The sequence below is a fragment of the Streptomyces sp. NPDC093568 genome (assembly GCF_044764945.1).
Classification (GTDB): domain Bacteria; phylum Actinomycetota; class Actinomycetes; order Streptomycetales; family Streptomycetaceae; genus Streptomyces.
The window spans coordinates 408,685-420,658 of record NZ_JBIWJD010000001.1; the positions used below are offsets into that span (position 1 = coordinate 408,685).

Here is an 11,974-nt window from a genome sequence, read left to right on the forward strand (position 1 = left end):
GTGCCGCCCCGTCAGTCGTGGAGGGACACAGTCCGCACACAGACGCCAACAAGTTGCAACCCCTTGCAACCCTGGTGGTCCGGTCTGGCCTGATTGAGACTTGATGGACGCCGTCCCGAGCGGCGTTCGTGGCCTCGAACGGGCCAAGCGCGGGGGTGGTGCCGTGTCGGCGCAGCACCACCCCCGTCTCCCGGCGTCTCAGGCCTCCGGCCTGGACCGATCCACCACCGCCGCCAGGTTCAGGGTGTGCGGCAGGGTTCCGAACGCCGCACCCGCGTCGCCGCCCAGCCGGGACGCGCAGAACGCGTCGGCCACCTCCGGTGGCGCGAAACGCACCAGCAGCGAGCCCTGGAGCACCAGCGCGAGCCGCTCGGTCAGGCGCCGGGCGCGCGCCTCGATGCCCTCCAGATCGGCCAGTTCGGTCAACAGGCCCTTGATCGCCGCGTCCAGCCGGTGATCGGCACCGCGTGCCAGGCCGACCTCCCGCAGATACGCGTCGAGCGCCGCGGGCTCCCGCTGCAACGCCCGCAGCACATCCAGCGCCTGGACGTTGCCCGCGCCCTCCCAGATCGAGTTCAGTGGTGACTCGCGCACCAGCCGGGGCATCCCGGACTCCTCGACGTACCCGTTGCCGCCCAGGCACTCGGACGCCTCGACCGTCACCGGCGTACACCGCTTGGTCACCCAGTACTTGGCGGCCGGCACCGCGATCCGCAGCAGCGCCCGCTCCTGCTCGCCGCCGTCGTCACAGGCCGCCGCGAGCCGCAGCGCGAGCGTGGTCGCCGCCTCCGACTCGATCGCCAGGTCGGCCAGGACGTTGCGCATGAGCGGCTTGTCGACGAGCTTGCCGCCGAACGCCTCACGGTGGGTGCAGTGGTGGACCGCCTGCGCGACCGCCTGCCGCATCAGACCCGCCGACCCGAGCACGCAGTCGAGCCGGGTCGCCGCCACCATGTCGATGATGGTGCGCACCCCGCGCCCCTCCTCACCGACCCGGTGGGCCCACGTCCGGTCGAACTCGACCTCGGCCGAGGCGTTCGACCGGTTGCCCAGCTTGTCCTTTAGCCGCTGGATCAGGAACACGTTGCGGGTGCCGTCCTCCAGCACCCGGGGCACGAGGAAGCAGGTGAGGCCGCCCGGCGCCCGGCCCAGCACCAGGAACCCGTCCGACATCGGCGCCGAGCAGAACCACTTGTGCCCGGTCAGCTCGTAGGACTCGCCGTCGGGAAGAGGGTGCGCGGCCGTTGTGCCCGCGCGCACGTCGCTGCCGCCCTGCTTCTCCGTCATGCCCATACCGAACAGCGCCCCGGGCTTCTGCCCGGCCGGCCGCAGCTGCTGGTCGTAGATCATGGACGTCAGCCGCGGCTCCCAGACGGCGGACAGGTCCGGGTCGGTGCGCAGCGCGGGGACCGCCGCGTGCGTCATGGACAGCGGGCAGCCGTTGCCCGCCTCGACCTGCGTCCACAGCAGGAAGGCCGCCGCCCGCCGCACATGCCCGCCCGGCCGCACCCAGGCCGCGGTCAGTCCCGCCGAGACGCCCTTGCCGAGCAGCCGGTGCCAGGACGGATGGAACTCGACCTCGTCGACGCGATGGCCGTAGCGGTCGTGCGTGCGCAGCCGCGGCGGGTTCTCGTTCGCCAGCCTCCCCCACTCCTGCACCTGCGCCGACCCACAGGTCCGTCCCAACGCGGCCAGCTCCCCGCGGACCTCGTCCAGCAGATCCGGGTCGAGGTGACGCTCGACGGCCGAGGTCAGGGCCCGGTCGGCGGTGTAGACGTCGTAGCCGACCAGGGGCGGGGGCTGATTGGTCACCGTGTGCGTGCTGCCTGCCATGCCTGTGAACCTATCCCTGCGACGGCCGGTGGATTCCACCCTGACACGGAGACCGAGCGGGGGACCCGGCAGGTCGCGCCCGGTGCGCATCCGGCGCCGCGATGAGTTCCGCCCCGTACGGCGGATACCTTTAGGTCGTGCAGTCAGCAAGTGAATCGTCCCCCCAGGAGCCCTCCGGGCGTCTCCACCGGGCGCGTGCCCTCTACCGGAACGTCTCGAAGCGCAGGACCGCCTGGCTGTTGCTCAAGGACACCGTCAACTCGTGCATCGAGTACCGCATCCTCGGTCTCGCCGCCGAGGCCGCGTTCTTCACGCTGCTGTCCGTGCCCCCGCTCCTCCTCAGCCTCATCGGCCTCCTCGGTTACGTCGACGACTGGACCGGCACCGACACCATCACCAGTCTGGAGACCAACCTCCTGGAGGCCTCCCGCACCGTCCTGTCCGACAAGGGGGTGCGCCAGATCGCCCAGCCCATCCTGGACGACGTCATGAAGGGCGGCCGCCCCGACGTCATCTCCGTCGGCTTCCTGTTCGCCCTGTGGTCGGGGTCCCGCGCGGTGAACGTCTTCATCGACACCATCACCGTGATGTACGGCCTCGACGGCGTCCGGGGCATCGTCAAGACCCGGCTGGTGGCGTTCCTGCTGTTCCTCGCCGCGCTGCTGATCGGCTCGGTGGCGCTGCCGCTGATGGTGGCGGGACCGGACGCGGTGGTGCGGATCGTGCCGTGGTCGGAGACCCTGGTGCAGGTCCTGTACTGGCCGGTCGTGATCGTCCTGTCGATCGCGTTCCTGACCACGCTGTACCACGTGTCCGTGCCGGTCCGCTCGCCCTGGATCGAGGACGTCCCCGGCGCGCTGGTCGCCCTGGGCATGTGGGTGCTGGGCAGTTTCCTGCTCCGCATCTACCTGACGAACACCATCGAGGGCGCGACGATCTACGGCTCCCTCGCCGCCGCGGTCGCCGTGCTGCTGTGGATCGGTGTGTCCGCGTTCGCCGTGCTCGTCGGGGCCGCGGTCAACGCCGCGATCGACCGGGTCTGGCCGGCCGCCGCCACGGCCGCGGCCCGCGCCGCGAACGAGCGGCTGCGCGAGGCCCAGGTCGCCGAGTACGTGGCCCGCGCCGCCGCGGGCCGCGAGCCGGACCCGGACGACCCGGACATGCCCTCGGAGTTCCCCGAGCGCTGGTCGCGCTTCCTGCCGCCGGAGGACGTGACGTCGAGACTGCGCACCCATGTGAAGAGCACGCACCACCACCCGCACAAGCCGGAGGACACGGACTCCTAGGGTCCCTCGTCCGCGCTCACGCCTTCCACACGCCTGCCGCCGCGGCCTCCCGCACGAAGTCGGAGAAGTCGCGCGGCTCACGGCCCAGCACCTCGCGCACACCGTCGGTGACATGGGCGTTGCGGCCGTCCATGAGGGTCTCGAAGACCTCCACCAGCAGCTCGACCTCCTCCGGCGGGACCCCGAAACCGGCCAGCGCCTCGCCGTACGAAGGGGTCGGGACCGGGGTGTACGTGATCGCGCTGCCCGTCGCCGCGGAGATCTCCGCGACCGCCTCCCGCCACGACAGCAGCCGCGGCCCGGTCAGCTCCAGCGTCCGCCCGACATGGCGATCGCCGTTCGTCAGCACGGCCGTCACCACGTCCGCGATGTCCCGCACGTCGACGAACGGCTCCTTCACTTCGCCCGCCGGGAAGACCAGCTCCCCGTGGACCATGCCCTCCACCAGCGGCCCCTCGCTGAAGTTCTGCGCGAACCACGTGGCCCGTACGACCGTCCAGTGCGCCCCCGACGACTTCAGCGCCTCCTCCGTCGGCAGCGCCTGGTCCTCGCCGCGCGCCGACAGCAGCACCAGCCGCCGCACCCCGAGCCCGACCGCCTCCCGGGCGAGCGCGCCGACGCCCTCGGCCGCCGCCGGGGAGCCGACGTCGGACGGGTACATCAGATAGGCCGCGTCCGCGCCGCGCAGGGTCTGGGCCCATGTCGTCGGGTTCTCCCAGTCGAAGCCCTGCGCCCGTGAGGCGGCCCGTACCGTGAGCCCCGCCGCGCGCGCCGCTTCCGCCACCCGGCTCCCGGTACGACCCGAGGCACCGGTCACCACTACCGTCATCGCTTGCGTGCTCGCCGTTGCGGCCGTGTTCTGCGTCATGCCTCCAGTCAACGGCCGCGCGCCCCAACAGCCCATCGCCGAACGGCTCATTCCCATGTGCGGGCGTCTACGCTGACGACATGGACGCCCTTGCCGGACTGCTGGAGGGTCCACGTGCGCGTGGCGCCTTCATGATCCGCGCGTGCTTCGAGCCGCCGTGGTGCGTACGAGTCGAGGACCGTGCCCCGCTCACGGTCATGGTCATGGTCCGCGGCGAGGCGTGGATCGTCCAGGACAAGGGGGAGCGGGTGCGGCTGCGGGCCGGTGACCTCGCCGTCGCGCGCGGCCCGGACCCCTACCTCTGCGCGGACGACCCGGTCACCGCCCCCCAGGCCCTGATCCTGCCGGGCGCCGAGTGCCGCTACCCCGACGGGCGCTCCCTGAGCGGCTCCATGGACCTGGGCGTGCGCACCTGGGGCGACCGGCTCGACGGCTCCGCGGTGATGCTCATCGGCACGTACCTGTGGGAGGGCGAGATCAGCGGGCGCCTGCTGAAGGCGTTGCCGCCGCTGCTGTGCCTCCCGGCCGACGTGTGGGACTGCCCGCTCACCCCGTACCTCATGGAGGAGATCGTCCGCGACGAGCCCGGGCAGGAAGTGGTCCTGGACCGCCTGCTCGACCTGCTGGTCATCGCCGCGCTGAGGGCCTGGTTCTCCCGTCCCGAGGCGGAGGCTCCCGCCTGGTACGCGGCGCTCGCCGACCCCGTCGTCGGGCGCGTGCTGCGGCTCGTCCAGGACGACCCCGCCCACCCGTGGACGGTGGCCTCGCTGGCCGCCAAGGCGGGGGTGTCGCGCGCCGCGCTGGCCCGCCGGTTCACGGAGCTGGTGGGGGAGCCGCCGATGACGTACCTCACGGAGTGGCGGATGGCGCTGGCCGCGGACGCCTTGCGGGACACCGACGACACGCTGGACGCCATTGCCCGGCGCGTCGGGTATGGGGGCGCGTTCGCCCTGTCCAGCGCGTTCAAGAGGGTCTACGGGGTGAGTCCGCAGGAGCATCGGGGGCGGGGACTGTCGTAGAGCGGCTGCGGGTGTGTGGGGGCTGGTCGCGCGGTTCCCCGCCCCCCTGTCGGGGCGCCTACGCTGGCGTATGTGTATGAGGAGCGCGCGTCCCGGCTCTCTGGCGCCGTCGTTTGGACGAACACGTCGTCCGACACCGCCACGGGGCGTGTCCTGCCCGACGGCTGCATGGACCTGCTCTGGCACGACGGGCGGCTGCTCGTCGCCGGGCCCGACACCCGGGCGTACGTCACCGAGGGGGAGCGGGGCAGCTGGGCGGGTGTCCGGTTCTTCCCCGGGACCGCGCCCGGTTTCCTGGGCGTCCCCGCGCACGAGCTGCGTGACCTGCGTGTCGACCTCGCCGAGCTGTGGCCGGTCTCGGAGGTACGGCGGCTGAACGGTCGTATCGAGGCCGCCGACGACCCCGTGGGCGCGCTCGAGGACGTGGCCGTGGAGTGCGCCGCCGGCGCGGAGCCGCCCGATCCGGCGCTACGACGGGTCGTCGCCGCCCTCGATGCGGGGCGCCCGGTCGCCGCCACCGCCGACGAACTCGGGCTCGGCGCCCGCCAGTTGCACCGCCGTTGTCTGAGCGCCTTCGGTTACGGCCCGAAGACGCTGGCCCGGATCCTGCGGCTGCAACGCGCGCTGGCGCTGGCGCGCGGCGGTGCGGGCTTCGCGGACACGGCCGTGCGCGCCGGGTTCGCCGACCAGGCCCATCTCGCCCGGGACGTCAGGGAGTTGGCGGGGGTGCCGCTCGGCGAGCTACTCGGCCGGCGCGGCGGGTAGCGGCGCGAACAGGTCGACGCCGTTGCCGTCGGGGTCGTGCACGGTGGCGTACCGCTGGCCCCAGAAGGCGTCCCAGGGCTTGAGTTCGCCGTGGTGACCCGCCTCCAGCAGCTCCCCGTACACCCTGTCCACCTCGGCCGGATCCGCGCACCGCAGTGCCAGGGCGGCCCGGCTGCCGCCGGTGGGCGGCTGCCAGCCCGGGTGGAAGGACCGGACGGTCGCCTCGGTGTCGAGCAACAGGCGCAGTCCGCCGGGCAGTTCGGCCTCGGCGTGCGGCTCGTCCCCGGCGCCTTCGGGGAAGGCGAAGCCGAGCCGCCGGTAGAAGGCGACGGAGGCGGCCATGTCGGTGACGACGAGGCCGATGGCATCGAATCGTGGAGTCATGCGGCCACCGTAGGCAGCCCGGCGTCGGCCGGTCTTGAACGAATCGGACACCTAGCCGAAGGTCACCGGCCCCATCGGGGTGCCCACCGTGAACGAGATCCCCACCGGCCCCGTCGTGAGGTCGAGGTCCGTGTCCAGTGCCGCCAGCAGGGAACGGATCTCGTCCGGGTCGGGGGCGCTCGCGGAAAGGGACAGCAGGGGTGTGGTGGGCAGCCCGGACGCGGTGGGGTGGAGCGAGGTGCCCCAGTCGATGAGGAAGGGCACGAGGCCGGAGGGGTGGGCGTCGTCGCCGTCGGTGAGGCGCCACTGGAGCAGCGTGCCGTCGGGCCTGCGGCGGCTCATCGACTGCGCCGGGCCCGGGTCGTAGCCCTGCGCGCGGGCGGCCGCGATGGCCGCGTCCAGGTCGGGCGGGCTGATCGCCCAGGTGACCGTGCGCGGGCCGGTGAGGCCGTCGACCTCGAAGGGGCGCGGCCGGCCGGGCGCGCACTGCTCGGGGTCCGGGCCGATGATCTCCAGATAGCGGGTACCGCCCAGGGACACCAGGTGGTTACGGGTGCCGAACCCGACGTGCACGCCCCCCGGGGCCGGGGTCACACCGGTGCGCCGGGTGAAGTCGGCGACCGTGGCGGCCAGGTCCGGGGTCGCGAGGACGAGATGGTCCAGGAGCGCGGGAATGGCGTTCATCGCAGCCGAGGCTACGCAGGGCGGGCCGCGATATGGAACAGCTGTGCGCCAGGACGGGGGCACGGTCACCTACGCTCGGCCACATGCCCGCACGACTCCTCGTGTACACCCGCACCACCGACTACCGGCACGAGTCCATCCAGGCCGGTGTCGAGGCCGTGCGCACGGCCGGTGACTTCGAGGTGGACCACACCGAGGATCCAGGGGCCTTCGAGCGGCCCCTCGACGCCTATTCCGCCGTCGTCTTCCTCTCCACCAGCGGCGAGGTGCTCACTCCCGCCGGGCGCGAGCGGCTCGCCGCGTACGTCGAGTCGGGCGGCGGGTTCGTCGGGGTGCACGCGGCGGCCTGCACCGAGTACGACTGGCCGTACTACGGCGACCTGCTGGGCGCCCGGTTCGAGCGGCACCCCGAGTACCAGCCGGGCAAGGTGGTCGTCGAGGACCGAGACCACCCGGCCACCCGGCACCTTCCCGCCGTATGGGACTTCGTCGACGAGTGGTACGACTTCCGCGCCAACCCCCGAAAAGCTGCACGGGTGTTGGCGCGGGCCGACGAGTCGTCGTACGAGGGGGGCCGCATGGGCGCGGACCACCCGTTGGTCTGGTGCCGTGCGCAAGGAGCCGGCCGCGTCTTCTACACGGCACTCGGGCACGCCGCCGAGGCGTACGAGGACCCGGATTTCCGCGCCCACCTCCTCGGCGGAATCACCTGGGCGCGAAATCAAGGGGCGTTGTAGGCGTACGCCTGTTACCTCCCGCCGGCCGCCGCCGGCCTGCGCAGCGCGCGGAACCGGGGGCCGTAGGTGCCCCGGCCGCCCGGGATCGGGGTCTCCATCAGTTCCACCGCGGGCCGCTCCAGCCCGCGCATGGTGCGGATGCCCGAGCCGAGGGAGCGGGAGCCGCCGCCCGCCCAGGCCGCGTCCAGGGAGTCCAGCACCGTGCTGTACATGGCGTCGAAGCGGAACAGCAGCCCGCCGACATGGGCCGACGTGTTCCGCCAGCCGCCCACCGGCACCGGCGCCATGGGCCGCACGTCCGGGAAGGGCACCGGTGGTCCGACGTACCGCCAGCCGTCCTCGGTCTCGCGCAGTTCCCGGCCGTGGTAGATCTCGCCGAAGGCGTAGTAGTGCGCCGGACGGTCGTCGGAGAAGGTGTCGATCGGGGAGCCGGCCGTACCCTCGCCCTGCTCCCGGATGATCTCGATGGCGTGCTCGACGTCGTCGAGGTCGCGCACCGGCCGCAGTTCGTCGGTGTCGATGTGCTGGGTCACCTGGCCGCGCACCGAGAGATCCGGCCGGACGGTCCGGAACGCCCGCAGCATGCCGTCGTAGAACTCGCCCACGGTGGGGGAGGACTGGGCGCTGCGGGCGAGCGGCTCCTCGGGGGCCTCGATCGCCATCATCACGTCACGCACGAAGGGCCTGGTCAGTCCCGACAGGTACACGGTCACCCCGGCACGGACACCGCCGGGGAGCGGACCGGGGTAGACGGGCGCGGCGGCCTTGATCTGCGGCCTGCCGCCGACGGCCACGAGCAGGTTGCAGACGATGCCCAGGTGGTACATCTCGTCTCCCACGATCCGCCGCAGCATCCGCGCGACCTCGCCGCGGTGGTCCTTCACCGACCACCACCCGCACAAGTACGGCGGGATGGTGGCCAGTTCGAGCCCTACGGCGACCTGGAGCGCCGACCTCAGCCAGGCGACCCCGCGGCTGTCCGCGGGGACGGCCATCAGACGCGCGACCGACCCGAGGCCGGCCGCGGCGAGCGGCGCGCCCTCCGGTGCCGCGGCCGCCTGCGCGGGACCGGCGACCACGGCCGGCGTCCCGGCCGCCACCGCGGCCGACGCCAGGAATCTCCTGCGCCTGAACGGAGCAACCGCCGATTCGTCCGGCTCTTCGCTCATACCCGTCAACCTCGCCTCAGCTCATAGGGACGGCCCCGCCGCGGCTCCACACACCGCATCCGGGGCCCCTCCGACAGCTCGCGAAGCTAGCAGCGATCAAGGCCGCCACCAGGGCACACGTGCCGAGCGGCGCAGCGACCACCCTGTCGGGCCAACGCGGGCCCGTCAGGCGGGCGCGGAGACGCCGGCGCGCGGCCCGGCCGTGCTCGACCGCCGCACCAGCCGGGTCGACAGCTCGGTCCGGGTGCTCTCCGGGCGCTCCCCGTCCATCATCCGCACCAGCAGTCGCAGCGCCGTGGCGGCCATCTCCGACAGGGGCTGGCGGACCGTGGTGAGGGCCGGCGAGATCCAGCGGGCCTCCGGCAGATCGTCGAAGCCCACGACGCTCATGTCGTCCGGCACGCTCAAGCCCCGTTCCGCGAGCGCCTCGTAGACCCCGAGGGCCATCCGGTCCGAGCAGACGAACACGGCCGTCGGCGGCTCGGGCAGGTCGAGCAGCTCCAGCATCCGGCGGTGGGCCAACCCTTCGTCGAAGCTGGCGTGCCGGATGAACTCGGGGCGGTGCCGCACCCCGGCCGAGGCCAGCGCCGAGCGGTAGCCCGCCACCCGCGCGGTGCTGCACATCTTGCGCTGGTGACCGGCGATGACGGCGACGCGTTCGTGGCCGAGCGCCAGGAGGTGCTCGGTCGCCGTCACGCCGCCGTGCCAGTTCGCCGCGCCCACCGACACCACGCCGGGCGGCGGGTCCAGCACCGGGTCGATCATCACGAACGGGATGCGGTGCTGCTCCAGCCAGGAGTACTGCGACGGCGTCAGCTCGGCCAGGTTGAACAGCACGCCGGAGGAGCCCCGCGCGATGAGCTTGTCCAGCCAGCCCCGCTCCGGGCGGCTGCCCCGGGTGCGGGTCAGCCCGGCGGAGACCACCACCTCCAGACCGGCGTCGTGGGCCGCCGCCTCCACCCCGTGCAGCACCGCCCCCGACCACGAGGTGTCCAGCGAGTGCACCACGAGGTCGACCAGGCCCGGTGTCTTCGCCGCGTCGAAGCGCGGTCTGCGCACATAGCCGAGCCGGTCCAGCGCCTCGGTGACCCGGCGCCGGGTCTCGGGGGCCACGTCCTCGCGGCCGTTGACCACCTTGGAGGCGGTCGGGACGGACACCCCGGCCTCACGGGCCACGACCGCGAGGGTCGGCCCGGCAGCCACGCTCGCACTGCCCGTACGGACCATCGGGAAACCACCTCTCCGGCCCGCCCGTGGGCCGTGAAAAGTTTTCGAACAGGGCGAAAACAGTAAGCGCTTCCTACCCTAGGTACGCCGCGATGAGTCCGGAAGGGGCACGGCGTCGCGGGAGCCTTGAGGCCCCCAGGGTCACGCCGGTCCGCCAGTAGCGGCGCATCGCGATCGGAATGAGGAAGGACCCCACCACGCAGGCGAAGAAGATGCCGTCCTGTCCGCCGCACGTACGGTCCGCGCCGCTGTCATCTCGCGACGTCCGGTCACCGCCAGGTCGTCCGCCGCGTCATCCGAACGGCCCTCACATCCGCTCGTGCGCCGGAATATCGGGCCACAATGTGTTGCTCTGATCTTCACGGTGCACGAGCGCGGTGAGGAGGCTGGTGGACGGATGACGGCAGTCCAGGCAGACCCCGTGGTGAGCACGCCCTACGGTGCCGTACGGGGCCGGTACGAGAACGGCGTCGCGGTGTTCCGGGGCATCCCCTACGCGGCGCCCCCCTTCGGCCCGCTCCGGTTCCGGCCGCCCGTGCCGCCCGAGCCGTGGGACGGTGTGCGCGACGCCGCGGCCTTCGGGCCGACGCCGCCGAAACCGCCGTACTCGGAGGCCTTCGCGCAGTACCTGTCCGACCCGGTCGTGCCCGGCGAGGACTGCCTCAACCTCAACGTCTGGACGCCCGAGCCCGGCCCAGGCGCCCGGCTCCCGGTCATGGTGTGGCTGCACGGCGGCGCCCTGACCCGCGGTTCCTCGGGCATGCCCGTGTACGACGGGCGGGCCTTCGCCCGGGACGGCGTCGTCCTGGTCTCGGTCAACTACCGGCTCGGCGTCGAGGGCTACGGCTACTTCCCGGACGCCCCCGCCAACCCCGGTCTGCGCGACCAGCTCGCCGCCCTGACCTGGGTCCACGACTCCATCGCGGCCTTCGGCGGCGACCCTGAGCGGGTCACCCTGTGCGGCCAGTCGGCCGGCGCGATCAGCATCGGCGCCCTGCTCGCCGCCCCGCAGGCCCAGGGCCTGGCCCGGCGGGCGATCCTGCAGAGCGGCCCGCCGGAGGCCGCCGAGCGGGACAAGGTACGGCGGATGGTGCGCCGGATGGCGACCCGGCTGAAGATCCCCGCCACCGCCGCGGCCTTCGCCGAGGTCGACCGCGAGCTGCTGCTGCGCACCCAGGCCGAGGTGGGCCGGCTCAGCAGTCCGGTGGTGGGCGGTCCCGCCTTCGGGATCGTCGTCGACGGCGACCTCGTGCCCCGCGATCCCCTGGAGGCGCTCACACAGGGTGACGCCGCGGCCGGCGTCGACCTGATGATGGGCTGGACGCGGGACGAGTACCGGCTGTGGCTGGTGCCGGGCGGGCTCCTGGAGCGCCTCGACCGGCTCGGCGCGGTCGCCCTGGCCGGTGCCATGGCCCGCTGCCGCGTCGGCGCCGACGTGCCCCGCGGCTACCGGGCCCTGCACCCGGAGGCCGGCACCGCCGAGATCGTCGGCCAGATGGTCACCGACCACCTGCTGCGCATCCCCCTGCACCGGCTGGCCGACACCCACGCCGGCGCGTCGTACGTGTACGAGTTCGCCTGGCCCTCCAACCTCCCCGACCTCGGCGCCTGCCACGCGCTGGAGCTCGGCTTCGTCTTCGACACCGGGGACGTCCCCGAGTCCCGCAAGCTGGCCGGCGAGGGCGCCCCGCCGGAGCTGGCGCGGGAGATGCACGGGGCGTGGGTGCGGTTCGCGGAGCAGGGCGACCCGGGTTGGCGGCCCTGGGACGACTCGCATCCGGTACGGATCTTCGGCGACGGCGCCCCCCACACCGCCCACGGCCCGCGCGACGCCGAGCTCGCCCTGTGGGCGAACGCCGCCCCGGGACCGCAGTCCACGCCGGCCCTCGCCGACGGCACGCCCGCGCGGGGTGCGGAGATGCGCTCGGTCGTACGACGCCTGCGTCTGCCGGGCGCGGTTCGCCGGCACTGATCGCCTGCTCGGCGGTGCCCTCAGCGGCGG

The 11,974-nt window shown here is 73.2% G+C and carries 11 protein-coding genes; 5 read left to right on the plus strand and 6 right to left on the minus strand.

The window, feature by feature from the left end; translation table 11 throughout:
• Positions 1–198: 198 nt before the first annotated feature.
• Positions 199–1,833: an acyl-CoA dehydrogenase family protein gene (locus ACIRD7_RS01765; RefSeq protein ID WP_403448321.1), complete on the minus strand. Its 1,635-nt coding sequence runs from the start codon at positions 1,831–1,833 to the stop codon at positions 199–201.
• A gap of 137 nt (positions 1,834–1,970) precedes the next feature.
• On the opposite strand from ACIRD7_RS01765, the gene ACIRD7_RS01770 reads away from it, so the two are divergent.
• Positions 1,971–3,119, plus strand: coding sequence for a YihY/virulence factor BrkB family protein (locus ACIRD7_RS01770; RefSeq protein ID WP_403448324.1), 1,149 nt, complete (start codon positions 1,971–1,973; stop codon positions 3,117–3,119).
• Positions 3,120–3,135: 16 nt separating this feature from the next.
• On the opposite strand, the gene ACIRD7_RS01775 is transcribed toward ACIRD7_RS01770, so the two are convergent.
• Entirely contained in the window at positions 3,136–3,987 is an 852-nt protein-coding gene (locus ACIRD7_RS01775) for an NAD(P)H-binding protein (RefSeq protein WP_403448327.1), read from the minus strand.
• Positions 3,988–4,067: 80 nt separating this feature from the next.
• On the opposite strand from ACIRD7_RS01775, the gene ACIRD7_RS01780 reads away from it, so the two are divergent.
• Complete coding sequence (locus ACIRD7_RS01780; RefSeq protein WP_403448330.1) at positions 4,068–5,006, plus strand: AraC family transcriptional regulator; 939 nt, start codon at positions 4,068–4,070, stop codon at positions 5,004–5,006.
• Positions 5,007–5,078: 72 nt separating this feature from the next.
• Entirely contained in the window at positions 5,079–5,771 is a 693-nt protein-coding gene (locus tag ACIRD7_RS01785) for a helix-turn-helix domain-containing protein (protein WP_403448333.1), read from the plus strand.
• Here ACIRD7_RS01785 and ACIRD7_RS01790 read toward each other — a convergent pair.
• Positions 5,748–6,155, minus strand: coding sequence for a VOC family protein (locus ACIRD7_RS01790; RefSeq protein ID WP_403448336.1), 408 nt, complete (start codon positions 6,153–6,155; stop codon positions 5,748–5,750). The genes ACIRD7_RS01785 and ACIRD7_RS01790 overlap by 24 nt on opposite strands.
• A gap of 51 nt (positions 6,156–6,206) precedes the next feature.
• The gene (locus ACIRD7_RS01795) at positions 6,207–6,839 is read right to left on the minus strand and encodes a VOC family protein (RefSeq protein ID WP_403448339.1); all 633 of its coding nucleotides are present in this window, start codon (positions 6,837–6,839) and stop codon (positions 6,207–6,209) included.
• A gap of 83 nt (positions 6,840–6,922) precedes the next feature.
• Here ACIRD7_RS01795 and ACIRD7_RS01800 point away from each other — a divergent pair, with 83 nt between their 5' ends.
• Complete coding sequence (locus tag ACIRD7_RS01800; protein WP_403448342.1) at positions 6,923–7,576, plus strand: ThuA domain-containing protein; 654 nt, start codon at positions 6,923–6,925, stop codon at positions 7,574–7,576.
• Positions 7,577–7,587: 11 nt separating this feature from the next.
• Here ACIRD7_RS01800 and ACIRD7_RS01805 read toward each other — a convergent pair whose 3' ends face one another.
• Entirely contained in the window at positions 7,588–8,745 is a 1,158-nt protein-coding gene (locus tag ACIRD7_RS01805) for a ferritin-like protein (protein WP_403448344.1), read from the minus strand.
• A gap of 165 nt (positions 8,746–8,910) precedes the next feature.
• Positions 8,911–9,972, minus strand: a complete 1,062-nt coding sequence (locus ACIRD7_RS01810; protein WP_403448347.1) for a LacI family DNA-binding transcriptional regulator — start codon at positions 9,970–9,972, stop codon at positions 8,911–8,913.
• Positions 9,973–10,369: 397 nt separating this feature from the next.
• Here ACIRD7_RS01810 and ACIRD7_RS01815 point away from each other — a divergent pair, with 397 nt between their 5' ends.
• Positions 10,370–11,944 carry a carboxylesterase/lipase family protein gene (locus ACIRD7_RS01815; protein ID WP_403448350.1) on the plus strand — a complete coding sequence of 525 codons (1,575 nt, stop codon included), beginning with the start codon at positions 10,370–10,372 and terminating at the stop codon, positions 11,942–11,944.
• Positions 11,945–11,974: the final 30 nt, after the last annotated feature.

Excerpts from the sequence above, each read along its gene's own strand:
- ACIRD7_RS01765 (WP_403448321.1), bottom strand. The coding sequence starts at position 1,833 with ATGGCAGGCAGCACGCACACGGTGACCAATCAGCCCCCGCCCCTGGTC.
- ACIRD7_RS01775 (WP_403448327.1), bottom strand. The coding sequence starts at position 3,987 with ATGACGCAGAACACGGCCGCAACGGCGAGCACGCAAGCGATGACGGTA.
- ACIRD7_RS01780 (WP_403448330.1), top strand. The coding sequence starts at position 4,068 with ATGGACGCCCTTGCCGGACTGCTGGAGGGTCCACGTGCGCGTGGCGCC.
- ACIRD7_RS01790 (WP_403448336.1), bottom strand. The coding sequence starts at position 6,155 with ATGACTCCACGATTCGATGCCATCGGCCTCGTCGTCACCGACATGGCC.
- ACIRD7_RS01795 (WP_403448339.1), bottom strand. The coding sequence starts at position 6,839 with ATGAACGCCATTCCCGCGCTCCTGGACCATCTCGTCCTCGCGACCCCG.
- ACIRD7_RS01800 (WP_403448342.1), top strand. The coding sequence starts at position 6,923 with ATGCCCGCACGACTCCTCGTGTACACCCGCACCACCGACTACCGGCAC.
- ACIRD7_RS01805 (WP_403448344.1), bottom strand. The coding sequence starts at position 8,745 with ATGAGCGAAGAGCCGGACGAATCGGCGGTTGCTCCGTTCAGGCGCAGG.
- ACIRD7_RS01810 (WP_403448347.1), bottom strand. The coding sequence starts at position 9,972 with ATGGTCCGTACGGGCAGTGCGAGCGTGGCTGCCGGGCCGACCCTCGCG.
- ACIRD7_RS01815 (WP_403448350.1), top strand. The coding sequence starts at position 10,370 with ATGACGGCAGTCCAGGCAGACCCCGTGGTGAGCACGCCCTACGGTGCC.